The organism is Richelia sinica FACHB-800 (assembly GCF_014698825.1).
Taxonomy (GTDB): domain Bacteria; phylum Cyanobacteriota; class Cyanobacteriia; order Cyanobacteriales; family Nostocaceae; genus FACHB-800.
On the sequence record NZ_JACJTT010000001.1, the window covers coordinates 124,390 to 149,257 of the forward strand.

The following is a 24,868-nucleotide window of genomic DNA, read 5'->3' on the forward strand; positions in this document are numbered from 1 at the left end:
ACATACAAAGAACAAACTGATGGCAAATGAAGCCTCAAATCATCTTTTGAGGCTTGTGGTTGTTATAAGATGCTTAAAAGTTCTATTGTATAAGAAAATTTTCTTGACATTAATACTATCTTAACTAGCACCTGATGTCTCTAAATCGTGATAAATATCAGGAAATGGCAACATTTCTCGACCAGATACAAAGTGGTGTATCCTTAGGGGAATCAGATACAAATATACTACGTCAACAGTTAATTTCACTGCAACGCTTATTTATAGAACAGATTGTCTCTGTAGCTGATGTCAGTTCACGGGAGCAGTCCTATCGAACGGAAATTAGTAAGCAGTTGCGGTTATTGGAAATCGATGTGACGTTTTTTCAGGGTGCTAGACAGTCGGTAACTGCAAAGAATAGACTAAAAATCATCAGCGATCGCTTGACTACTCTCTCGCAATACTGTCGTGCCATCCTAGAAATAGATGAAGAACAATGTTAATCTTTTCCTCCTGCTCAAGTCTGTTCCTATCATTCCATTATCTCACCTTTGATTTCAGTGGGTGGACGCTTAGATAACAAGTCTCAACTAACTTTTCCCATTTTTTTCTGGTTCGACGACGCAGATGGAAATCATCCTTATCTTTGTCTAGGGAGATTACCAACCAAACTCATCCCTACTATTTGACTTAAGGTATAGATGAAAATCCCAGATAAATGCACTGTACTATCACCTTATATTTATCTTCATCCTTCACCAAAGTTTTAAATATTATGTCAACAAATTTACATATAAATTTAGTAGAATTTATCCTGAGATAAAGACGTAATAATTCCATACTAAATTTAGTTAGCGATGTTTCATTAATTTATATGCCAATAACCTTTATATCGCGCTTGGGAATAAGTCAGAGAATTACCTACGGTTATATTTTATCTCTATTTTTAGCGGTTTTTGGCATTCTGGCTGGCTTTGGCATCAGTCGTCAATATCAACAGCAAGTGATTAGCAGAGAAAAGCATGTACGCAAAGAATTAGAATTGCTGTATCGACTGCAAAGCAGCGTCCTGCGAGCAAGGAATCAAGAACAACAATTAGTTCCTTTGATATCTCAGCCTAATGAATACAAGAAAGAATATTCTCAATTAATCCACTACAAACAAGAAGTTGAACAAAATTGGCAAAATCTTGAGGCATTTACTCAACAAAAAGATGACTGGGAAGGAGATGTACACCATCAGGAAATGCCAAAACTACTTCAGGAATTCCAGAATGTTCCTAATCTTTATTTTCAGCAATTAGAAGAGAAGCTAGCAACTATGCGTTCCCTGGATATTAGTTCACCCCAAGGGAAGCAACAAGCTGAACAAATTTTACTGGTATTTAGTCAGAGTCAAGCCGCAAAAAATTTTAATAATATATCTAATGAATTAGCAGAATTAATCGAAAAGTCATATGAAGAATATAGTTTTTCAGAAAAATCATTAAATCAAAGCAATGAAATCTCTGGCAAGATTTTAGCCTATAGCATTATTTTTTCTATTATTATATCTATTAATTTAGCAATTTTAACCAGTCGCGCTATTTCCCAACCCATCCAAATGTTAACGAGGATAGCGCGTCAATCTACAGAAGAATCTAATTTTGATATCCAATTAACAATTAATCGTCATGATGAGATTGGTGTTCTATCTCAATCTTTTAATCAATTAATTACTTCAGTAAAAAAATTACTAGAGCAGCAGAAAGCTGTGAATGAACAACTAGCAGATAATAATGAAATCCTAGAAGCTAAAGTCCAAGAAAGAACAGCAGAAATTCAAGAAAGAAATGAAGAATTACAAAAAATATTAGCCGAATTGCAACGCACTCAAATTCAAATGGTGCAAAGTGAAAAAATGTCTGCTTTAGGAGAAATGGTAGCTGGTGTAGCCCATGAAATTAATAACCCAGTTAACTTTATTCACGGCAATTTAAGCCATGTCCAAGAATATGCTTATAGTCTGCTGAATTTTATTAAACTTTATCAAAAATATTATCCAGAAGCAGTACCAGAAATTGAGGAAGAAGCGGAAAATATAGATTTAGATTTTATTCAAAAAGATATGCCAAAAATGCTCGATTCAATGAAAATTGGCACAGATAGAATCCGCAAAATTGTCCTATCTTTACGGAATTTCTCACGTACAGACGAATCAGACTTTAAAGAAGCAGATATCCACGAAGGAATTGACAGCACTTTGTTAATTCTCCAACATCGTCTCAAAGAAAAATCTGATCAACTAGGTGTAAAGGTCGAGAAAATTTATGGTCAATTACCGTTGATAGAGTGCTATCCCGGACAACTGAATCAAGTATTAATGAATATCTGCGCTAATGCCATAGATGCTTTGGAAGAACAAAATGCAAAACGCACCTATCAAGAAATTAAAGCTAATCCCAATACACTGACAATCAGGACTTGTTTATTAGCAGATGATTGGGTGCAAATTGCGATCGCGGATAATGGCCCTGGTATTCCCGAAGAAATTCACCAACGCATCTTCCAGCCTTTCTTTACCACTAAAGAGGTGGGTAAAGGTACTGGGATGGGAATGTCAATAAGTTATCAAATTATCACTGAAAAACATGGGGGAAGACTGTATTTTAATTCCCAACCAGGACAAGGAACAGAGTTTTTTATTGAAATTCCGATTAAACAAGCCTTTCCTCAAAAAGTAGCAAATACTGTTTCGTCAAAATCAAAGTCTTGAAAGTGATGAGTGATAATAGTTCTTTTCTTCTCCTGACTAATTGTCTGCGGCAGCTACTTCGGGTGATCTGATAGACTATCTTAAATTTACAATTTATAAAATTTGGTAACTCAGGGCTGATATGACTCAAGCCTTATTTAGTATAGAAAATCTCCGGGTGGCTTATCCGCAAAGAGGCGGTGAAAACTTAACTTGGGCTGTTGATGATGTATCTTTTACCTTACAACCAGGGGAAAAGATGGGTTTGGTGGGAGAGTCTGGTTGTGGAAAATCGACTTTAGGTAGGGCGGCCATGCGTTTATTACCGCCAGACAGTCAGGTTGAAGGTAAGGTCAATTTTCAGGGAGATTCGGTCTTTGATTTAACACCACCTCAATTGAGAAAGTTTCGAGGGGAGGCAGTAGCGTTAATTTTCCAAGACCCGATGACAAGGCTTGACCCGTTAATGACCATTGGTAATCATTGTTTAGAAACCCTGCAAGCCCACTCACCAGAGTTATCCAAACAACAAGCGAAGGAAAAAGCTTTAGCTACTTTAGAAAAGGTAAAAATTCCCCCTAGTCGCTGGAATCAATATCCCCATGAATTTAGTGGGGGGATGCGTCAACGGGTAGCCATTGCTTTGGCATTGTTGCTGAATCCTAAATTAATTGTGGCTGATGAACCAACCACGAGTTTAGATGTCACCGTTTCTGCACAAATTTTACAGGAGTTAACGCGCCTCTGTGGGGAAGAAAATATGGCGCTGTTGTTGATTTCCCATGATTTAGCTATGGTCGCAGAATATTGCGATCGCATTGGTGTGATGTATCAGGGCAAAATGGTAGAAATGGGGCCTACATCTTCTGTTTTTGGCAACCCTCAACATGAATATACGCGATCGCTACTGCAAGCCGCACTACATATTCAAGCGGGAGAAGATAACTTTACCCCCATCAGAATTGAAGAAACTCCTATTTTGCGGGTGAGTGAGTTAAAACAGCATTACACCATTGAACCTAATTTCATTGAACGGCTATTTAAAGGGGAAGGTCAAACCATTAAAGCTGTAGATGGCATCAATTTAGATTTGTATCCAGGGGAAATATTAGGGTTAGTGGGGGAATCTGGTTGTGGTAAAAGCACCCTTTCCCGGACGATTTTGCAGTTAATTCCTCCTACTGGAGGGAAAGTAGAGTTTTTAGGACAAGAATTAACTAGTTTGTCTCGTCAAGAAGTTCGTGCTTCCCGACGACAAATGCAAATGGTATTTCAAGACCCCCACGCTTGTTTAAATCCCGCTATGACCGTGGGGCAAAGCATTGCTGACCCCCTATTTATCCATCATTTAGCTGACGCAGCCAAAGCTAAGGAACAGGTGTTATGGATGCTAGAAAAAGTCGGGTTAACACCAGCAGAAGTTTATTATCAACGTTATCCTAGTGACTTATCTGGGGGACAACAACAACGAGTAGCGATCGCTCGTGCTTTAATTACCCGTCCTAAACTAGTAATATGCGACGAACCTGTGAGTATGCTAGATGCTAGTGTCCAGTCGCAAGTATTAGATTTAATGTTGCAACTAAAAGCCGAATTTGATTTAACCTACCTGTTCATTACCCATGATTTGTGGTTAGCGAGATTTTTGTGCGATCGCATCGCGGTGATGAATGGTGGAAAAATAGTAGAAATCGGCCCGACAAAAGAGATTTTTGCCCATCCCCAACATCCTTATACCAAAACCCTGTTAGCGGCTGCACCTTTGTTAGCAAGAGTATAATGGCTAAAAATAAAGCTTCCAACTTTTATCAAACCCAGAACAATTACTCAGATAAATGGCAAGAAAGAGTAGCACAGGTAGCATATCGATTTAATCGACAATATCAAAATCAGCCCTTTGAATTACCTGAAGAAGTACAAGCAATGCCCATCTTTCGAGAATGGCAGACAGGCTTATTAAGTAGTAAAACTGTCTCTCCATTCTGGGAAATTGCCCAACCCCAAAAAAACCAACATTGCTTAGATATTGGTTGCGGTGTGAGTTTTTTAATTTATCCTTGGCGAGATTGGCAAGCATTTTTCTATGGGCAAGAAATTAGTAATATTGCCCGTGATACCCTGAATTCTCGTGGTTCTCAATTGAATTCCAAACTTTTCAAAGGTGTAGAATTGGGGGCATCTCATCACTTAAATTATGCAGCTGGTCAATTTGATTTAGTAATTGCCACTGGATTTAGTTGCTATTTTCCTCTCGAATATTGGCAAGCTGTTTTAGGGGAAGTGAAACGAGTATTGAAACCAGGAGGACATTTTGTCTTTGATATTCTCAATTCCCAACAGCCTTTAGCAGAAGATTGGGCAGTTTTAGAAACCTATTTAGGGGCTGAAGTGTTTCTAGAATCAGTGGCTGAATGGGAAAAAACTATTAAAGCTAGCGGTGCTAAAGTCGTAAAACGCCAATTAGGAGAGTTATTGGAGTTGTTTAAAGTCAGATTCTGATTACTAAGATTTAATTTATGCCACTGGTTTCCAGTCACATTGTATTATCTGGAAAGATTTGCTCAGGAATTTTGCCCCCATAGCCGCAATGATCATCCGCCATGCCAGAGAAACCGACCTACCAGCTATTGTAGCTATTTATAACGCTGCCGTTCCTAGTCGCATGGCCACTGCTGATTTAGAACCTGTATCTGTAGAAAGTCGTCGTGCATGGTTCCAAGGGCGATCGCCTGACAGGTATCCTTTATGGATAATAGAAGTAGAAGGAGTAATAGCCGGGTGGCTGAGTTTCCAGGCATTTTATGGTAGACCAGCTTACGCTGCCACTGCGGAAATCAGTATTTATATTGCCCCCAAGTTTCAGGGATGTGGCTTAGGTAAAGAATTGTTGCACAAAGCAGTAAAAGAAAGTCCCAGTTTAGGAATCAAAACTTTAGTTAGCTTTATTTTTACCCACAACCAGCCGAGTTTAAAGTTATTTGAATCATTCGGCTTTCAGCATTGGGGTCAGTTACCGAAAATAGCCGACTTGGATGGTGAAGAGAGAGATTTAACAATTTTGGGATTACGAGTGCGATCGCCATATTAGAATGGGCTGGGTGGGCAGTACCCACCCAAAACCAACTATCTATCAACAGAACCCATAATTACGTCAATACTGCCCAGAATGACCACAATATCTGCCACCTTCACACCGCGTAACAGAGTAGGCAGAATTTGCAGGTTATTGAAATCTGCGGGACGGATTTTCCACCGCCAAGGGAACACATTATCATCACCTATGAGATAAATACCCAGTTCACCCTTACCGCTTTCTACACGGGAGTAAATTTCTCCTTTGGGAATCTTAAAGGATGGTGAAACCTTCTTACCAATGAATTGATAATCAAAAGCATCCCACTCAGACTTTTTACCAGCCATCAACCGCTTGGCTTCTAAATTTTCGTAGGGGCCACCAGGTAACCCGGCAATAGCTTGGCGAATGATTTTCACAGATTCGCGCATTTCCCGCATCCGCACCATATAACGGGCCAGACAGTCACCGGCAGTTTCCCACTGCACTTCCCAGTCAAAATCATCGTAGGATTCATAGTGGTCTACTTTCCGCAAGTCCCACTTCACCCCAGAAGCACGAAGCATGGGGCCAGAAAGTCCCCAGTTAATAGCTTCATCACGGGTAATTGTACCAATGCCTTCAACCCGACGGCGGAAAATGGGGTTATTGGTAACTAAACGTTCGTATTCGTCAATTTTGGGTAATAAGTAGTCACAGAATTCAAGACACTTATCTACCCAACCATAGGGTAAATCAGCAGCGACACCACCCACCCGGAAGTAGTTGTTATTGACCATCCGATAACCTGTAGCAGCTTCCCACAGGTCATAAATCATTTCTCTTTCTCGGAATTGGTAGAAAAAGGGAGTTTGAGCGCCTACATCCGCGAGAAATGGGCCAAACCACAGCAAGTGGTTAGCGATACGGTTTAATTCCAGCATAATAACGCGGATGTAGCTAGCGCGTTTAGGAACAGCAACTCCCGCTAACTTTTCTGGTGCGTTGACAGTGACTGCTTCGTTGAACATTCCAGCTGCATAGTCCCAACGGCTAACGTAGGGGACATACATAATATTGGAACGGTTTTCCGCTATTTTCTCCATTCCTCGGTGCAGGTAGCCAATGACTGGTTCGCAGTCAACGACATCCTCACCATCAAGTGTCACAATTAACCGCAGAACGCCGTGCATGGAGGGATGATGAGGCCCCATATTTAGCACCATTGGTTCAGTGCGGGTTTCTATTCTACTCATAGATGTGGTGTTCTCCCGTTGTATTCGCCTAGCCTGCCGAAGGCAAGATTTTGTATAGAACCGCTAAGATGCTAACCAGACCCAATTTCTGGTGTCTGCCAAAATTAAGCTTGTAGGGATAATTTTCTAGGTTGCCCCTACAGAGTTATGTTGGAGAAGGGATAGCAGGGTCGGACTTGTACTTGATGTTTTATTTGGTTGCACTTCTTAAATTATTATAGGGAGCTAGCGATTCAGGGAATTGATGCTGTGGATTTTTTTCAGGTGGTTGTTGGGGTGGCAAGGAGAGCAATATTCAGTGCTGAGGTGATAGATGGTATTGACTAAACGCAAGTGGTGTCAATGGGTTGGTGATTTTGCTGATTTCTTGGTTGTAGTGAGATAGATTTAATTTATAATTAGCCTCATGAAATTCTATGACTCACTGCTTTGATTTTACTTAATTTTTAAATGTTTTATCTCCCGTATAGGCGTAAAGAAAGATGAGTATAAGGTTTTGATATCTCTCATCTTGCAAAATTCCCAATTGCTGCTTTCTGCTTTGTCACTTTGCACCTGGGCGTAAAACAAAAAAATATTTATGCCAGATATCTATTGATGGTTTGGTTATAAATTAGGCGGAATTATTGTAAATGAGCGTTAATTAAAGTTATTAGCACTTCTAATTGTTAAACTTATATTCACTGAAAACACAGGAGAATATGACTTCATATTTGTTAGGATAATTTTCTCTCACATTAATACTAATTATCTATAAATTAATAATGCAATCAGATTCACAAACACCTCTAGATTTAGATGCAATTGCTTTTTCTCATATTCCTGTTTTGAGTCGGGAGGTAATTGAGGGTTTAGCAGTGCGTCCTGGTGGTCATTATTTAGATGCAACTGTCGGTGGTGGTGGTCATAGTCGGTTGATTTTAGCTGCTGCTGAAAGTGTGCGAGTTACTGCACTTGACCAAGATGTGGATGCTTTGGCCGCAGCGAAACAAAATCTAGCAGAGTTTGGGGAGAGAGTTCAGTTTATCCATAGTAATTTTGCTAATTATCAATTTTCTGCCCATACTTATGATGGAATTTTGGCTGATTTGGGGGTGAGTTCCTACCATTTAGATAAAGCAGAGAGGGGTTTTAGTTTTCGCAATACTGCAAATTTAGATATGCGGATGAATCAGCAACAGTCTTTCACCGCTGGGGATGTGATTAATGAATGGGATGAGGGGGAATTGGCGGATATTTTCTTTAAATATGGTGAAGAAAGGCTGTCACGACGCATTGCCAGACGAATTGTGGAGAGGCGCCCATTTCAGACTACTACAGAATTGGCTGAGGCGATCGCTTATTCTGTTCCTCCTAAATACCGTCATGGGAGAATTCACCCTGCCACTCGTGTTTTCCAGGCCCTGCGAATAGTGGTGAATGATGAGTTAAAGGTGTTGGAAACTTTGATAGCAAAGGCACCTTTAGCTTTAGTTCCTGGGGGAAAAATTGCTATTATCAGTTTTCACAGTTTGGAAGACAGGTTAGTTAAGCATGGGTTGAGAAACTCACCATTATTAAGGGTTTTGACGAAAAAGCCAATTATTGCTGAGGAAGCAGAAATTAATGAAAATCCCCGTTCTCGTTCTGCTAAGTTGAGAATCGCGGAAAGGAAAAGTATGGATGAATAAGCTAGTTTTTAATAATAATTGAACGCAGATGGACGTAGATAAAGAGGGATGGCGGAATTTGGGTTGAACCAAAATGAAAGATTGATTTTTCTAATTAAATTCTTCCCAGCGTAGGAAACTTACCTTTGCTGATTCTTCATGATCACCCGCTACGAATATAACGCCATCAGATGAGACGGCACAGTAGAAAATAAGACTTTCACCAGTCCAGATATGCAGACAACGCCCAGAGTCTAAATCCCACACTCGCAGGGTTTTGTCTATGGAGGCGGAAACAGCTTGTTGCCCGTCTGGGGTGATGGCTACAGCACCGATCCAATCCCAATGCCCTGTTAGGGTGTGCAAGCAACGCCTAGAGTCTAAGTCCCACACTTTCAGGGTATTGTCCCAGGAAGTGGAAACAGCTTGTTGACCGTCTGGGGTGATAGCTACGGCAATGACCCAATCATTATGCCCTTCTAGGGTATGCAGGCAAAGCCCAGAGTCTAAATCCCACACTCTCAGAGTTGTGTCTTTGGAGGCGGAAACAACTTGTTGACCATCTGGGGTGATGGCTACCCCATGGACTACATCATCATGACCTTCTAGGGTGTGCAGACAACACCCAGATTCTAAATCCCACACTCGCAGGGTTTTGTCAGAGGAAGCGGAAACAGCCTGCTGCCCGTCTGGGGTGATGGCTACCGCATAGACCACATCATCATGCCCTTCTAGGGTGTGTAGGCAACGCCCAGATTCTAAATCCCACACTCTCAGGGTTTTGTCAAAGGAAGCGGAAACAGCCTGCTGCCCGTCTGGGGTGATGGCTACCGCATAGACCACATCATCATGACCTTCTAGGGTGTGCAGACAACACCCAGATTCTAAATCCCACACTCTCAGGGTTTTGCCCCAGGAAGCAGAAACCGCCTGCTGCTCGTCTAGGGTGATGGCTACCGCGTAGACTTCTGACCCATATCTCTCTAGGGTGCGTAGGCAACGTCCAGATTCTAAATCCCACACTCTCAAGGTTTGGTCATGGGAAGTGGAAACAGCCTGCCCTCCGTCTGGGGTGATGGCTACCGCATTGACCTCATCATCATGCCCTGCTAAGGTGTGCAAACAACGCCCAGATTCTAAATCCCACACTTTCAGGGTATTATCCCAGGAGGCAGAAATAGCTTGTTGCCCGTCTGGGGTGATGGCTACGGCCTTGACCCCATCCTCATGCCCCTCTAAGGTGTGCAAACAACGCCCAGATTCTAAATCCCACACTCTCAAAGTATTGTCTATGGAAGCGGAAACAGCTTGTTGCCCGTCTGGGGTGATGGCTACCGCATTGACTGAATACCTATGCTCCTCTAAGGTATGCAGACAACGCCCAGATTCTAAATCCCACACTCTCAGAGTATTGTCTATGGAAACAGAAACAGCCTGCCCTCCGTCTGGGGTGATGGCTACCGCATTGACCTCATCATCATGCCCCTCTAAGGTGTGCAAACAACGCCCAGATTCTAAATCCCACACTCTCAAAGTTGTGTCTTTGGAGGCAGAAACAGCCTGACCTCCATCTGGGGTGATGGCTACCGCATAGACCCCATTTTCATGACCCTCTAAGGTGTGCAGACAACGCCCAGATTCTAAATCCCACACTCTCAGAGTATTGTCTATGGAAACAGAAACAGCCTGACCTCCATCTGGGGTGATGGCTACCGCATAGACCCCATTCTCATGCCCTTCTAGGGTATGCAGGCAGCGCCCAGATTCTAAATCCCACACTCTCAAAGTTGTGTCTTTGGAGGCAGAAACAGCCTGACCTCCATCTGGGGTGATGGCTAGTGCATTGACCTCATCATCATGCCCTTCTAGAGTGTGCAGGCAACGTCCAGATTCTAAATCCCACACTCTCAGGGTTTTGTCAAAGGAAGCGGAAACAGCCTGCTGCCCATCTGGGGTGATGGCTACCGCATAGACCATATCATCATGCCCTTCTAGCCCATGTAGAGCACAACGTAAAAGTTCACCAGCCATATGCAGCCACAAAAAGAAACGGTATTACATAATTCTATTCACAAACTATCCAGGTCTATATTTAACTCTCGCAGTTTAGCTGCTAGTTTTTGGGCTTTTGCTTCTGCTTCTTGTCTTGCTGCTTCCGCCACTTGTCTTGCTGCTGCTTCTTCTTCATGGGTGAGCAGCACTTGATTTGTCGCAGGGTTATAAAAACGCAGTTTTCCTTTTTCTAGTCGCAATTCTAAGCTTAAAACTTCACTAGATAAAGAAATTGTTCCATCTGTCAAAGTATTAGCTGTAATCGGTAAATAATTACCATCTACTAAGCGCAAACCTTGGAGTTGAGGAGTGAGATAATCTGCTGTGGGGTCATATTGGAAATATTCACTCACACCAAGAAATGCGTAAATACCTTTTTTTGCACCTTGGTCTTTACTGCGGGTAGTTTTTGAGGTGATTTCTAAAATAAAATTAGGGGTTTTATCTTGTTCTTCCCAAGTTTTGAAAGAACCTCTATCATGTTTATCTACACCAAATACCACAAATACATCTGGTGCGACAACTGATTCGGGAACGCCTTTTTCGTAATAGATAAATAAATTTCCAGCTACATATACGTCTGGATGATTTTGAAAATGAATATCTAGCGCGGTAGTAGCATAGGTCAAGTAGCTATATTAGGTATCACCTTCGGCTATTGGCTTTCCATCCTCTTCTGGGTATTCAATTGGGGTAATTGGTATATATTCCACTGAGGCTGTCATCAGTATTACCTCAAATCAATAGGGGATAAGTTTAATATAAACTGGGTAATGGGGGTTTGGTATTACCCATTAATTCCGCTTTCTCAATCTTTCAGGACTACCTGTAGGAATAGCCGCAATTAGGTTCTTGGTATATTCTTCTTTTGGTTCTTGATAAATGCTGTCGGCTGTTCCTGCTTCTACTATTTTGCCTTGATTCATGACTAAGATGCGATCGCTCATAAATTTGACTACACTTAAATCATGGGAAATAAAAATATAAGTTAATTTAAAATCCTCTTGTAATTCTTTCAGTAAGTTTAAAACTTGGGCTTGTACCGATACATCCAAAGCGGAAACAGATTCATCACAGATAATAAATTTAGGATTTAAGGCTAAAGACCTAGCAATACAAATTCTTTGCCGTTGACCACCAGAGAATTGATGAGGGTAGCGTTTCATGGCTTCTGCATCTAAACCAACTCTTTCTAGGAGTTCCACTACTCTATCTCTACGCTGGGAGTGAGTATTGCCGACAGAATGAATTAATAAGGGTTCCATAATAGCATCACCTATCTTCATTCTGGGGTCAAGTGCAGCAAAGGGATTTTGGAAAACAATTTGCATTTCCCGACGCAGTTTTTGTAATGCTTGACCTTTGAGTTGAGTAATATCTTGTCCCTCAAATTTAATTTGACCACTCATCGGTTCAATTAGTCGCAACAAAGTTCTGCCCAAGGTGGTTTTGCCACAACCTGATTCACCCACTAAGCCGAGAGTTTCACCAGGGTAAACATCAAAAGATACTCCATTGACCGCCATATTGTACCGTTTGGTGCCACCGAAAACATTTCGCACCGGAAAACCAACTTCTAAATTTCTAATTTCTAGTAATGGTTTTTTCGTCGTCAAATTTGCCCATCTTTGGTTAATTTCTGAACTGGTAATTTCTTCTGTTTGGGGTGGCTCTTTGGTTTGAATGATTAACTCTCCTGTTGGGGTTTCTTCTACATTCATGTAATCAGAAACCGTCAAAAGTTTGCGAAGACGACAATTCAAGGTGGGACGACAAGCAACTAAACCTTTAGTATATGGATGTTGGGGTTGACTAAAAATTTGTGCAACTGGGCCAAATTCAACAATTTTGCCTTTGTACATCACCGCTACTTGGTCAACAATTTCGGAAATTAACCCCAAGTCATGGCTAATGAAAATCATGGACATATTGCGGTTTTGTTGCAATTCTGCCAACAAGTCGATAATAGTGGCTTGTACAGTTACATCTAATGCTGTAGTAGGTTCATCCGCTATTAGCAATGCTGGGTTACAGGAAATAGCCATTGCAATCATCACCCGTTGTAGCTGACCCCCAGATAATTCATGGGGGTAGCGGTTTAGCATGGCTTCTTTATGTTCTTTAACTAACTGTCCGACCTTGCGACCATCGGTCTTTTTATACTGCTGCTGGAGTTGTTCATCACTGGGTAAAAGTTTAACTTCTTGCAATCCAGCGATCGCTATTCTTTTCGCTTCAGCTAAACTAACATTTTGATGGCGCATAATCGCTTCTGTTAGCTGAAAGCCAATACTATAAACTGGATTTAAGGAACTCATGGGTTCCTGAAAAATCATTGCGATGTCCCCACCCCTATACATCTGCATTTCTTCAGGGGAAAAGGCTGATAGATTCAGAGGTTGAGCATTTTCTTGGGGACTAAACAAAATTTCTCCCTGACTGACCCTACCGGGGTGCTGTAACAAACCCATCACAGCTAAGGCCGTTACCGATTTACCACTTCCTGACTCCCCAACTATACCTAGAGTTTCACCCCGATGTAATTGAAAGCTAATGTTATCAACAGCTTTCACTTGATTGTAATCACCTGTAAATTCTACCTGTAGATTGCGAACTTCTAAAATAGTTTCTTTCATAAAAGTTTGTTTTTAAACTAAAAAAATGGATAATTTCCAGTATTTCTAAGTAGAGATAATACCATGTATCTAGAAATTTGCCCTCACGCTAAAACGTAAGGGCTAACTGAATCATATTATGTACTAAATGCTAGCGGGGATAGTTTTGTGAAATCAACTAATTTTTTGATTTCACGCAGACACACTAAAGATAAAAAGAGAAATACAACTCATAATCATGCAATTCATTGATTTATCGGCGTTTATCGGCGTTCATCTGTGTTCGCCAACAGCACACCAAACATCAACCTAATCAGGCAAATTAATCGCTGGATTTCTACTGAAAAAACCCCTTGGTGCCAATTTAAAACTAATGTGGTGTCTTGGCATCACAGGCCAATCTTCTGGACGGGGAACATGGGTTAAACCCATTGTGTACCAAACCACAACGTCTTCTGTTGTTAAAGACTCATTATCAGCAACGAATTTAGGTAAACCTTCCCCTGATTTTGTTTGGTTGGGATAATCACCACCTGCATACATTTCATTGGGTTTATATTTTGTCACCCAGAAATGATGAGTGGCAAAACCGGCTTTTTCTCTAATTTTTGCCCCTTCTCCAGGAAATAAGATTGTATTTCCTCCTGGCATTAACATATATGCCGTTGCCACGCCTAAATTATTCTGGTGATTAGCACTGGTAATCATCCATTCCCGACTGTGTTTAATGTCTAAATCACGCACGGCAACTTTTTCTGTATTTAATAGCGTATCTTCCACAGTCATAGCGTTACCTAACGGGTTTTGATTACCAATTGGTAAAGCATTAACATTCATTTCCATGACAGAATTAGCCTGTCCATCCACATCTAAATCCAGACGATAATTAAATAAGTGTTGATGATTAACACCGAAGATATTTTTAGCTAATAAACGTCCCAATTTATCCTGTTTTGATTGGGTTTGAGCAGAGGTTCCTTGGGCTAGAACTATTCCTGATAACTCATTTTCTATTTCTATTGTTCCATCTTGAGAAAATATCCAATTGATACTGTAATCATAGTTATCAATTGTCGTAATCATCTTCACTACTAATTCCCGACTACGACGGACATAATTTTTTTGGGTGTTGTATTCAAAATGTTTCCAAAGTAAGCCGTTATCTCGTTCATAAATGCCAATTACTCCTGGCATTGTATAAGCCTCTCCCTCCCCATTGGCAAATACGGCATCAAGTACCGTACCATTTTCGGGAATTTCTTGACCTAAAGTGATTTTATTAGCTAACAAACCTAAGTTATATTCACCCACATCAAAGGCGTTACGAAATGACCAATAGGGGTTAGGGTCGCCATAGGGAACTACCATTTCTGAGAGGCTACCACGATACAAAATTGGTCGATATTTTTCACCATCTTTGTAACTGACTAAATATAAAACTAAACCTTCACGGGGGTGCATTAAGTAACGAAATTTCCACCCTTGCCAAGTAATTTCATTACCTTGAATTTGAAAACTTTGACCTGCTGGTTGGGTAATGTTTAACGGTTTGGGAGAAGGTAATAATGTCTGCAAAGATTTAGTGTCATAATCCCAATTTTCTTGGGAAATGGGAACCACACCACTGTCAATAAAACTATCAACCTTACCCTTAGTTAAGTTGACAGTAGCTATGACACCTTCAATGGGACGGGCGTAGAAGTTCCAATATTTTCCTTGATAGTAAGATAAAATGCGACAAAGGCGATCGCCTGATTTTTCTTCTTCTGGGGTGAGAAGTCCAGGGGCCCAACAGAGGGTTTGCACTTGGTCAAAATCTTTAATTCCCCGCTTCTCCATGGCTTTTTGCCACCTGGGGTCAGATTTAACGATTTCTCTGGCTAGTTCGTATTCTGGGGGTAAAATAGCTGGTTGCACATGGGGTTTTTCTTGCCAAGAGGATAGGGTTTTGCTGTTGAGGTCTACTATCCCTTCAAAGGTTTTATTTTGCGATCGCTCATACACTACCAAAAAAACCTGGCGTGAAAATCGTTGACCAGGTGTAAAATTTAATACTTCTTTTTTATCCGGTTCCTTTAAAGCAATGGTGGGGAAAAAAGCTGTTTCGCTTAAGTTTTTTTCTCGTTTGAGGATGGAAACCGCTGTATTAATTTCTGTCTCTGTTAATGGGTAAAGAGGATGAGATATGACAGTTTCTTCAGCCAAAGAAACATCTACAAATCCACAGGAGACACTAAGAAAAACAATGATAGCAATAGCTAGCCCAAAAACACAATTTAGCCTCTTAATCATCCTGAACATTTTCTGAGAAAAACCTAGATATAGCAGAAATTAACAAATCAAAATTCTGTTGTACTCTGGGTTTGAGGAATAGTCGATAACCTCATCCCCCTAACAATTGCTATATCAATTCGGTATATATATCTCAGAAACAGTACGATTAAGAGGCAAATACCATTCAAGGCTGTGAATCTGAGATTTTGGTATTAGCAGAAAACTAAGCTGAAACTAAGCGACGCAAAGATTCGGCACGACGTTTAGCAGTGGCATTATTAGGAGCAAATTTCAATGCTTCCTCGTAAGCTTGTAGGGCTTGGGAATTTAACTTTTTCCGCTCATAGGAATGCCCTAGATTATTCCATGCTACTACATAATCTGGTTTGATTTTCAAAGCTTCTTTATATTGGCGAATGGCTAAATCATATTGGTCTTGGGCAAAATAAGCGTAACCCAAAGCATTGAAAATTGGGGCTGTATTATCTTCCCCTTCTTCTTCTGCTGCTTTCAGGGCTTTTTGAAATAGGGGTATAGCTTGGGTATAAACTTTTTTTTCTGAATAGATACTACCTAATTCGTAGTATTCTTGAGCCGTACCTTTATCTTTTGTTAATTTGTTGCGTAACCGCGACAGAGAACTTTCTACTCTGCGGGTTTTTAAGACTTGACGCAAAATACTCACACTAGCAAAGGCGAGTAAACCGACTAAAACCGAGAGATAAACAAGGGCTAGATTGTTATCCATTGCCTCACATACCAATTATTGAACGTTCCCTTCTCTTTCTATTGTGTCATTGAATCGGGAACAGGGAACAGGTGCAGCTGATGAGGATGGGGGAGATAGATGACTAATTGGGATCAGATAGTCCCCAAAAATTGGTGCGTTCTTTTAGCCAGCCTGTCACTGTATAACGAGCGATCGCTTCATTGACTTCTCGTCTTAATTCATCGTACTGCAAACCTTTGGCCATGGCTACAGATAATGGTTCGGCTGAGAGTTTAATGGGTAATATGCGATATTGGGGGTCTTCTTGCACCCAACCAGTTAAAAGGCTGATATCTGCTGCAAAAGCGGCAACTGCACCACTGGCGATTTTTTCTCTGGCTTCGGTGTAGGAGTTGACGCTGACTAATTCAGCCTTGGGTATAAAATATTTTACATCAGCAATGGTGCTGGAATAATTCAAAACAGCGATTTTACGTTGTCCTAAGTTTTCTAGCTTTTGAATTGATGTATCTTTAGTAACTAAAGCGGCGCTATCGAAGTAGTAGGGAACACTGAAGCTAACTAAGCGAGAACGGGATTCTGTAGCGGTAATTCTGGCAATAGCGAGGTCTACTTGATGATTAAATACCACTGCCAAGCGATCGCTATTCGCTACAGGTACAAATTTAACCGCTTCTGCTTTTCCTAACAAATCCGCTGCCAGTTTCCTGGCCAAATCAATTTCTAAGCCTTGTAAATTGCCCTTGTCGTCCTTAAATCCCAAGGGACGGATGTTATCTTTAACGGCAATGTTTATATAGCCTCGTTGCTGAATTTCTGACAAAGTGGCAGCAGAAGCCAGAGAATCTGTCCCGAAACCACAAAGGCAGAGAACAAAAATTAGGGTAGCGGATAATACCAGATGTAACTGATTTTTAATTGACCATCTGTTACATCCGTTATTCATCCGATGCCACCTTTATCCCTTAACGGAGTTTGCCAATTCAGCAATTTTGCTGAAGCTAGCAGGGTCAAGCACTGCCAACTGTGCCAACATTTTCCGGTTGAGTTCAACGTTAGCTTTTTTCAAGTTACCAACCAATTGGCTGTAGCTTAAGCCATGTTGTCTAGCTGCTGCATTGATACGGGTGATCCATAAGCGACGGAAATCGCGCTTTTTCTTTTTGCGATCGCGATAGGCACTGCGTAATGCCTTCATTACCTGCTGGTTAGCGGTTCTAAACAAAGTTGAGTGAGAACCACGGAAACCTTTAGCTAACTTGAGAATTTTATTGCGGCGTTTACGTGCAACGTTACCGCGTTTTACACGGGTCATCTTTTAATTACCTGAGAAATTTACAAATAGGGAAGCATTAAACGCACGTTTTCTTCATCACGTTCGTTGACAATTGCCATCTTAGACAAGCCACGCTTTTTGTTCGTAGACTTGTGTTCCAGTAAGTGGTTTTTGAAGGCTTTGCGACGGACGATTTTACCGGTACCTGTGGCACGGAATCGTTTAGCTGCTGCCTTGCGAGTCTTGAGTTTAGGCATGGTCTGGCTTTGATTCGACACAATCTATTATTATATACGAAGAAATTGGCCGTGAATTAAAATCTTTCTACCTCCTGGACTTCTTTGGGAACTCCGGCTGTTAAGACTTCATGACCCTGTGGGGTGACTAACACATCATCTTCGATGCGAATACCAATACCTAGCCATCGAGGATCAATTTCTGGTTGGTCTTCTGGGGGTTTAGTTGCAGGAACAATATAAATACCAGGTTCGATGGTCAGCACTTGACCAGGTTGTAAAGTTTGAGGATGTTCTCCATGTTGATATGCGCCAGCGTCATGGACATCTAAGCCTAACCAATGACTAGTACGGTGCATATAAAAGGGTTTGTATTTTTCTTCAGTAATTAATGTATCGATGTCACCTTTGAGTAAACCCAACTCCACTAATCCTGTGGTGAGAATGCGTACAGCTTGTTCATGGGGTGCATGAAAGGAATTACCAGGTTTGACTTGGGCGATCGCTTGTTTTTGGGCTTCTAGTACAATTTCATACAGTGCCTTTTGTTCTGGTGTAAATTTTCCCCCCACAGGAAATGTGCGGGTAATGTCCGAGTTGTAATATTCGTAAGCGCAACCTGCATCAATCAGTAATAAATCCTTTGATTGCATTTGCCGATTGTTTTCAATGTAGTGCAGCACACAGGCATTAGCCCCAGATGCGACAATAGAGGGATAGGCAGGGCCCATTGCCCCCCGCAGTCGAAAAATATGTTCCATCTCCGCTTGGATTTCGTACTCGTAACGTCCAGGTGCGGTAACTTGTAGGGCATGGTTATGGGCTTCTATGGCAATATCTGCCGCTTTTCGCATCAATGCTAACTCACCCTCGCTTTTAATTAATCTCATGCTGTGGAGGATGGGGCCTGGATCTTCAATGCCGATAGGCCCTGTACCCCGTTTGGGATAGGTGCGTAGCAGTTTTTGGTAATGGGTGAGGATGGTTTCATTAAAGGAGCGATCGCGTCCCAGGTGATAATAAATGCGATCGGCTTTTTCTAAATATTGTGGTAACTTCTCATCTAACTCATGAATCGGGTAAGCTGCATCTGCACCATAAATTTCCTTCGCTGCGTCCACTCCACAACGATAACCAGTCCACACTTCTTTTTCTAAATCCTTGGGTTGGACAAATAAAATAAAGCGATGTTCTGAATGATGGGGTGCTAATACAGCCACTGCTTCAGGTTCATTAAAGCCAGTTAAGTAAAAGAAATCACTATCTTGTCGATAAACATACTCGACATCGTTGTGCATCACCGCCATTGGCGCACTGCGAAATATGCCAGTTCCATTGCCAATTTTCGCCATCAATTGCTCACGACGCTGCCGATATTCTGTTTGCATAGAGGGTGTTATTTTTTACTGAATGAGCTAGAGACAACCATCGGCAAGTTATAGCAGGTGACAGGGGACAGGTGACAGGTGACAGTGCTAAAAGCCTTTGGCTGTCTAAGTTTTAGTGTTAGTTAATGTCCTAACCGTTCTGTCCATTGCTATACATTCAGTGACGTGATGGTTGCTCATATCTTTTCGATTTTAATTCATCAATCTTTTTTAAACTTTCAGTTTGGCCAAACCCAAATAACGGATACCTTGGGGAGACACTTGAAAACGACAAGGTAGCACTTCCAAACCCAGTGCGATCGCTTCTCTGAGTAACTTACCATATACTGGGTCTGTGGTATCTCCTGGTGCAAAGGCATTACAGTCACCACGATTGATAAAATAGAACATCACCGCGCGACTTGCTGGTAAAAGTGCCATTAATTCCCGTAAATGCTTTTGTCCTCTGGTGGTTTCTGTATCTGGGAATAAAGCTAAATCTCCATCACACCAAGTTGTATTTTTGACTTCTAAGTAAATTGGCTTTTCTCCATCATCACTAGTCAAGTAAAAATCCACCCGACTTTTGTGATCCTGACCATAGACGACTTCCCCCTTAATTTGGCTATAATTTCCTAATTGAGGAAACAATCTTTTTTCTAAAGCTAATTTCACCACCCGATTAGGTAAAGCTGTATTTACTCCTACCCAAGTCGGTTGATTGTCATGCACTTGGATGAGTTCTAAGGTGTAAGCTAACTTCCGGTTGGGATTATCACTGCGGGATACCTGCACCGCACTACCAATGGTGGAAACTCCCGTCATTGGCCCAGTATTAGGACAATGGGCTGTAATTACTTCTCCAGAGTCAAGTTGAACATCAGCAAAAAACCGTTTGTAGCGTTTGAGTAAAATCCCAGGACATAGTGGTGGGTATGAATAAAGACAGTCATCCATGATGATATTCAATTAATTTTTGACAATTTTGTGTAAAAATACATTAAAGTGCATTAAAAATCTTTGAGCACTGATTAAACTATTTTTATACTCTCTTGAGTAAAGATAACTATAAAATTATACAGGTTGATAACGAAACATTATGACCAAAGAATGTAACTCATCACCACACAGCAAACTATCATTAGATGGTGCTACTGAGTGCTATTTGCGGTCAATGGAGCGGTTATTAATTGTATCTCAAAAACTTTCTCAGCAGCGAAATTTAGAAAAAGCCATCGAAATTGTACAACGAGCCGCAAGAGAAATTACAGGGGCTGATGGTGCGGCTTTTGTGTTGCGAGATAATGGGTTTTGCTATTACGTAGATGAAGATAGCATCGCACCCCTGTGGAAAGGACAACGCTTTCCAATTCATGTTTCTGTGAGTGGTTGGGTAATCTCAAATGCTCAAGTAGCCATTGTTGAAGATATTACTCACGATGAAAGGGTTAATTTTCATAAATATAAAAACACTTTTGTCAAAAGTATGATAGAGGTACCCATTGGCACAGAAGAACCAGTAGGTGCCATTGGTTGTTATTGGCAAGAACTTCATCAACCTACGGCTGAAAAGGTGAAATTGCTGCAATTTTTAGCAGAAACAACAGCCATAGCCATGGAGAATATCAATCAATCTTCAGATTTAGAGAGACAATTACGTGATCGCACCATCGCCCTTGAGGCAGCTAATATTCGTCTGCAACAAGAGATTGTCGAACGGAAAGCAGCTGAAGCGAAAGTTCGTCGTCTATCTCTCACTGACGAATTGACAGGGTTACACAATCGCCGTGGTTTCTTCATTTTAGCAGAACAACAACTGAGATTAATTCAGCGATCGCGTACTACTGCCAGTATTCTCTTTATTGCTTTAGAACACCTAAAATACATTAACGATTCCTTCGGTCGTGAAGCTGGGGATGATGCCATTGTTGCACTAGCCAGCATCCTCAAACGCAGCTTACGTACATCTGACACCATCGGCCGACTAGAAGGAAATAAATTTATCATTCTCACCCAAGGAAATGACCCAGGTTGTGAAGTAATACAACAACGCCTCAATGCAGCTATTCATAAATTTAACCAAACTCAAAATCAGTTATTCGAGTTAGAAATTACCATTGGGGTACAAGCATTTGAACCATCTCAACCCCTATCGCTAGATGATTTAGTGACGCTTGCACACATGCACATGAATCAACGTCAACGTGCCAAACAGGCTTATCATCATTAAATAGGGCTAGGAATTGAGAAGTTCAGGAGTATGTCTACGGCACGCTGCGCGAACAGGAGTCATTAGGGGCGGGTTTACAGATATCATCAACTATGAACGAGAATTTTGGTAAACCCGCCCGTACAGGAGTATGCCTACAGCACGCTGCGCGAACAGGAGTATGGCTAGATTTGCTATTTCTTCCTCCTTCCCATCCTTTATTTACGTCACCTGATTTGTATTCATAGTTACGATTAATTCAAAATTTGTTGCCTATACTAGGTATTATCTACCTTCCTGAACTAGCTTGAAAGTTGTGAATTACCATTAGCTGAATCAGGAAAATCTTACCATGCAAGGAAATATGTCCTATGCAACAAGTTTCTAGTCAAACTGATTTAGAATATGCTTTTTTGTTTAACTTAAAAAAAGTAAATTCTATCAATACAGAAGGTTTTCGACCATTTTTTAATGATTTACCAGTTGACCCATATATCAAAGGTCAATATCGTTTTCGTAGATTATCTAGATTTCTCGTTTCTGGAGATAAATTAATTAAACTTTCCCACGGTTATTTATTCCAAAGTCAAGCTTATAACCCGTTATTAGGTGATGTGAAAAGAGAGTTTGCAGAATTAGATGATGCACTCATAGAACTAGATATTTTTAAGAACCTGATTTTGGCTTTTAGTGATTCCTCCAAACTACATCCAGAAGCAGAAATTGGTGTACATCAAATCCGCACTACCTGTTCACCCAACAATTTAGGTAACCCAGCACCAGAAGGTATCCATCAAGACGGTACGGATTTTATTGGTATCTTTTCCGTAGGGAGAGATAATATTCAAGGTGGTGAAACCCACTTATATAATGCCAAAAAAGAAAAACCTGTTTTTAATAAAATTCTCCAACCTGGAGAATTACTATTAGTCAATGACCATGAATTTTTCCACTTTACTACACCAATTAAATCTCAAAATCCAGCCCCAGGTACTAGAGATGTTTTTGTATTAACCTCACCCAGTTTGATATCAGATTAAAGAGAAAAATGTCTATAATTTTTAATTGTAGAGAAGTTTTATGAAAACTTCTCTACACATTTTTTTCATTAAGCAATACTGCCTCGTTTCCTCGCTTCCTTATAGGAAATACCCACATTTTTAATTCCAGCTTTAATCATTTGTCTTTCCAACAAACCAAAAAACCGTGCTTTATCTCCACCTCTAACTACAGCTTGATTATGGGCTTCTGCAATTGCCACAGGATAACCATATCCTTTTTGTACCTGTGCCAACATTAATCCTAATGCTTGGTCAAACATAGCCGAGTTTTCTGCTACCCAAGCAGGTACTTCAATTCTGGCAATTTCTGTTCCTACATGAACATAACAAAAATAAATTTTTTGGTCTGCATATAAGTCTAAAATTTTGGCATTACTACGCCAAAGAGGACTGCGTTGGCCTGGTTGGAGTTGAGTAGACCAGAGGGTAGTATCTCGTAAAGATTCAAATACTTTACAAGGTACATTTTCTAATTGATTGGGACAGTAACTAACGCAGTCAGGAATAGGGTGAGGACAAGCTAACAACCGCAGAAAATTCATACCTTCGATGTTGCGAGAGGCGCTAAGATAACCCATGAGAGGAATTTGGGCATCCCGTAGCTGTTGCCAAGCATCCAAGATGGGGGGTAAGATGCGATCGCGTGCATCCATGGGTAATTGTTCTAAAAACCAGTAAATTAAGGACCCATCCACCATCGCTAGCATCGGTACTTCTCCCTGCACACCGCAAGCTAGTTCTGCTAACACAGTAGCCTCAGAAGCAGTCCGACGGTAACTCATCCATTCCTCTGTCCTAATTCCCCATTGACGGGACACATATAAATCTTCAGGACGATAAAACACTTCTGGTAAACTATCTAGCAACGGGTGAAGATTTTGTCCGTAATGTAAAATAACTCTGCCAATATTGAGCAAATAACAATAAGCTATTTCATGATGGTTAGGTGCAATTTGTGAACCATCTGTCGCTACAACCGTATGAACTTTAGGCGGAACAGGAATTGTAATACAGGTATTTAGGGGTTCAATTGGTGTAGCATTAGCAAAGAGGATGCGATCGCGCCATTTTTCTTGCAGTTCAACTACTCCCTGTTGACATTCATAGGCTTTTTTTAAATGTCTTTGTGCTAATTCCAAGCGTTCCCGACTAGCAGCAGCTTCTAAAGAAAGATGCTGACTTAAACCCTGCATTTGTCGCGCTAGTTTTGTCAGATCCAGCATAAATATTTAAATAATCTTAATAAACAGTGAAAAGGGAGAGAATTCTACTTGATTCCCTATCCCTCATTTCCCATTACACCCACTTAGAGAAATCTTGAGCAAAATGAGACAACGATATTAGCTTAATTCGCAGATCATTTTGCGCTGCTTTTCTTTCTGGTTGGGTATTATAACCCCAATCCGCTAAAAACAACTTCACATCCACCAAGTCTGGTTGTTGTGCAACTAATTGCAAAGTTTTTAATCTATCTTCCACAAACCACAAACTTGCAGGTTTAGTAGTTGCTGTTTGCAGTAACCCACGCAGCGTCACATATTTTGGTTGCTTCACTTCTTTGCCAAATATTGCTGATGGTGGTAAATCTACCCCTTCCTGTTGTAATAATTCTTGGACAAACCTTCCTTCTTTAGTTGTGACAATATATACTTGGACACCACTATTCAAAGTCATCTTAAGTTTTTCCACTACACCAGGATAGAATTTATGCAAACTCAACCAACCCTTGACATCAGTGGCTATCCATTCATCTCTTAGATGATCCAATTTTTTCGCTACATCCTTTGCATCTAAGCCATCGGCTGAGAGAATTTGTGGTGTAATATTTATCCAGTCATTGAGAATTTGTTCATCAGTAAAGCCAGAAATCAATGCTTTAATTAATACTGGCATTTCCCAGCCAGTTTCAATCACAGGACGTAGGCGATAGAATCTGAAGGCTAAATCATCAGGAGGTATATCTTGCCAAGACGACCAAATTTGACAGTAGGTACGCCAAGCTACCTCAAAATATTCAATTAGTCCATCGCAAATTACTCCATCAAAGTCCAGGGCTAAAATTGTGGGACTACTTGCTGTCATGGTTTTGAGGATGAAAACTGCTGTAGTCAGCTTATCGCACTCTTCAGTCGAAATTAGGTATGCAAGTTAACACAGAGGCTGACGAATATAAAGATAATGTGAAGCTAACAACCAAAATATAGATATTTTCTTATTAAGTGAATTAGATCGATCAATGTGGGAACACTAGATGTAGTGGCACTTACCCATTAAATTGCAAATAGATGGGTCATGACTAATTCTCTAGTCAATATAGGCCCTGCCGTCATGATTGACTAAATTTTCCTGTAGGAATCACCTGCTAAATCCGTCAA

The 24,868-nt window shown here is 40.8% G+C and carries 22 protein-coding genes; 9 read left to right on the forward strand and 13 right to left on the reverse strand.

Going from position 1 to position 24,868, the window contains the following annotated elements; translation table 11 throughout:
- Positions 1–134 precede the first annotated feature (134 nt).
- The 5 genes from patD (at position 135) to H6G73_RS00590 (ending at position 5,804) form a co-directional block, all read left to right on the forward strand.
- Complete coding sequence (gene patD / locus H6G73_RS00570) at positions 135–485, forward strand: heterocyst frequency control protein PatD (protein WP_190600994.1); 351 nt, start codon at positions 135–137, stop codon at positions 483–485.
- 371 nt (positions 486–856) lie between these two features.
- Complete coding sequence (locus H6G73_RS00575; RefSeq protein WP_190600995.1) at positions 857–2,737, forward strand: sensor histidine kinase; 1,881 nt, start codon at positions 857–859, stop codon at positions 2,735–2,737.
- Between the two features lie 121 nt (positions 2,738–2,858).
- Positions 2,859–4,496, forward strand: coding sequence for a dipeptide ABC transporter ATP-binding protein (locus H6G73_RS00580; RefSeq protein WP_190600996.1), 1,638 nt, complete (start codon positions 2,859–2,861; stop codon positions 4,494–4,496).
- On the forward strand, positions 4,496–5,215 hold the full coding sequence (locus H6G73_RS00585) for a class I SAM-dependent methyltransferase (protein ID WP_190600997.1): 720 nt from the start codon (positions 4,496–4,498) through the stop codon (positions 5,213–5,215). Before H6G73_RS00580 ends, H6G73_RS00585 begins: the two co-directional genes overlap by 1 nt.
- Positions 5,216–5,303: 88 nt before the next feature.
- The gene (locus tag H6G73_RS00590; RefSeq protein ID WP_190601243.1) at positions 5,304–5,804 is read left to right on the forward strand and encodes a GNAT family N-acetyltransferase; all 501 of its coding nucleotides are present in this window, start codon (positions 5,304–5,306) and stop codon (positions 5,802–5,804) included.
- 35 nt (positions 5,805–5,839) lie between these two features.
- Here the strand turns inward: H6G73_RS00590 and H6G73_RS00595 are convergent, their stop codons facing one another.
- A complete protein-coding gene (locus H6G73_RS00595) occupies positions 5,840–7,024 on the reverse strand; it encodes an NAD(P)H-quinone oxidoreductase subunit H (RefSeq protein ID WP_190600998.1) in 1,185 nt (394 codons plus the stop codon).
- Positions 7,025–7,788: 764 nt separating this feature from the next.
- On the opposite strand from H6G73_RS00595, the gene rsmH reads away from it, so the two are divergent.
- Positions 7,789–8,694 (forward strand): 16S rRNA (cytosine(1402)-N(4))-methyltransferase RsmH, encoded by a 906-nt coding sequence (gene rsmH, locus H6G73_RS00600; protein ID WP_190600999.1) that lies wholly within the window; start codon positions 7,789–7,791, stop codon positions 8,692–8,694.
- 90 nt (positions 8,695–8,784) lie between these two features.
- Here rsmH and H6G73_RS00605 read toward each other — a convergent pair whose 3' ends face one another.
- The 10 genes from H6G73_RS00605 to sfsA all read right to left on the reverse strand — a co-directional run bounded on the left by H6G73_RS00605 (position 8,785) and on the right by sfsA (position 20,180).
- Positions 8,785–10,704 (reverse strand): WD40 repeat domain-containing protein, encoded by a 1,920-nt coding sequence (locus tag H6G73_RS00605; RefSeq protein WP_190601000.1) that lies wholly within the window; start codon positions 10,702–10,704, stop codon positions 8,785–8,787.
- 38 nt (positions 10,705–10,742) lie between these two features.
- Entirely contained in the window at positions 10,743–11,354 is a 612-nt protein-coding gene (locus tag H6G73_RS00610; protein ID WP_242034078.1) for a Uma2 family endonuclease, read from the reverse strand.
- A gap of 165 nt (positions 11,355–11,519) precedes the next feature.
- The gene (locus H6G73_RS00615) at positions 11,520–13,361 is read right to left on the reverse strand and encodes an ABC transporter ATP-binding protein (protein ID WP_190601001.1); all 1,842 of its coding nucleotides are present in this window, start codon (positions 13,359–13,361) and stop codon (positions 11,520–11,522) included.
- Between the two features lie 288 nt (positions 13,362–13,649).
- On the reverse strand, positions 13,650–15,632 hold the full coding sequence (locus H6G73_RS00620; protein ID WP_190601002.1) for a primary-amine oxidase: 1,983 nt from the start codon (positions 15,630–15,632) through the stop codon (positions 13,650–13,652).
- A 205-nt stretch (positions 15,633–15,837) separates the two neighbouring features.
- The gene (locus tag H6G73_RS00625; RefSeq protein WP_190601003.1) at positions 15,838–16,362 is read right to left on the reverse strand and encodes a tetratricopeptide repeat protein; all 525 of its coding nucleotides are present in this window, start codon (positions 16,360–16,362) and stop codon (positions 15,838–15,840) included.
- 103 nt (positions 16,363–16,465) lie between these two features.
- On the reverse strand, positions 16,466–17,290 hold the full coding sequence (locus tag H6G73_RS00630) for a transporter substrate-binding domain-containing protein (RefSeq protein WP_190601004.1): 825 nt from the start codon (positions 17,288–17,290) through the stop codon (positions 16,466–16,468).
- A gap of 12 nt (positions 17,291–17,302) precedes the next feature.
- Positions 17,303–17,659 (reverse strand): 50S ribosomal protein L20, encoded by a 357-nt coding sequence (rplT, locus tag H6G73_RS00635; RefSeq protein ID WP_190601005.1) that lies wholly within the window; start codon positions 17,657–17,659, stop codon positions 17,303–17,305.
- 20 nt (positions 17,660–17,679) lie between these two features.
- Positions 17,680–17,877 carry a 50S ribosomal protein L35 gene (gene rpmI, locus H6G73_RS00640; RefSeq protein WP_190601006.1) on the reverse strand — a complete coding sequence of 66 codons (198 nt, stop codon included), beginning with the start codon at positions 17,875–17,877 and terminating at the stop codon, positions 17,680–17,682.
- Between the two features lie 56 nt (positions 17,878–17,933).
- Positions 17,934–19,244 carry an aminopeptidase P N-terminal domain-containing protein gene (locus tag H6G73_RS00645; RefSeq protein WP_190601007.1) on the reverse strand — a complete coding sequence of 437 codons (1,311 nt, stop codon included), beginning with the start codon at positions 19,242–19,244 and terminating at the stop codon, positions 17,934–17,936.
- A 210-nt stretch (positions 19,245–19,454) separates the two neighbouring features.
- Positions 19,455–20,180, reverse strand: coding sequence for a DNA/RNA nuclease SfsA (gene sfsA / locus H6G73_RS00650; protein ID WP_190601008.1), 726 nt, complete (start codon positions 20,178–20,180; stop codon positions 19,455–19,457).
- A 142-nt stretch (positions 20,181–20,322) separates the two neighbouring features.
- Between sfsA and H6G73_RS00655 the strand changes: the two genes are divergently transcribed.
- The 3 genes from H6G73_RS00655 (at position 20,323) to H6G73_RS00660 (ending at position 22,472) form a co-directional block, all read left to right on the forward strand.
- A complete protein-coding gene (locus H6G73_RS00655; protein WP_190601009.1) occupies positions 20,323–21,453 on the forward strand; it encodes a sensor domain-containing diguanylate cyclase in 1,131 nt (376 codons plus the stop codon).
- Between the two features lie 92 nt (positions 21,454–21,545).
- Positions 21,546–21,680 (forward strand): hypothetical protein, encoded by a 135-nt coding sequence (locus H6G73_RS24675; RefSeq protein ID WP_256443787.1) that lies wholly within the window; start codon positions 21,546–21,548, stop codon positions 21,678–21,680.
- Between the two features lie 123 nt (positions 21,681–21,803).
- Entirely contained in the window at positions 21,804–22,472 is a 669-nt protein-coding gene (locus H6G73_RS00660; protein WP_190601010.1) for a 2OG-Fe dioxygenase family protein, read from the forward strand.
- Between the two features lie 68 nt (positions 22,473–22,540).
- On the opposite strand, the gene H6G73_RS00665 is transcribed toward H6G73_RS00660, so the two are convergent.
- Positions 22,541–23,716 carry a DNA double-strand break repair nuclease NurA gene (locus H6G73_RS00665; protein ID WP_190601011.1) on the reverse strand — a complete coding sequence of 392 codons (1,176 nt, stop codon included), beginning with the start codon at positions 23,714–23,716 and terminating at the stop codon, positions 22,541–22,543.
- A 73-nt stretch (positions 23,717–23,789) separates the two neighbouring features.
- Positions 23,790–24,575 (reverse strand): HAD family hydrolase, encoded by a 786-nt coding sequence (locus H6G73_RS00670; protein ID WP_190601012.1) that lies wholly within the window; start codon positions 24,573–24,575, stop codon positions 23,790–23,792.
- Between the last annotated feature and the right edge of the window lie 293 nt (positions 24,576–24,868).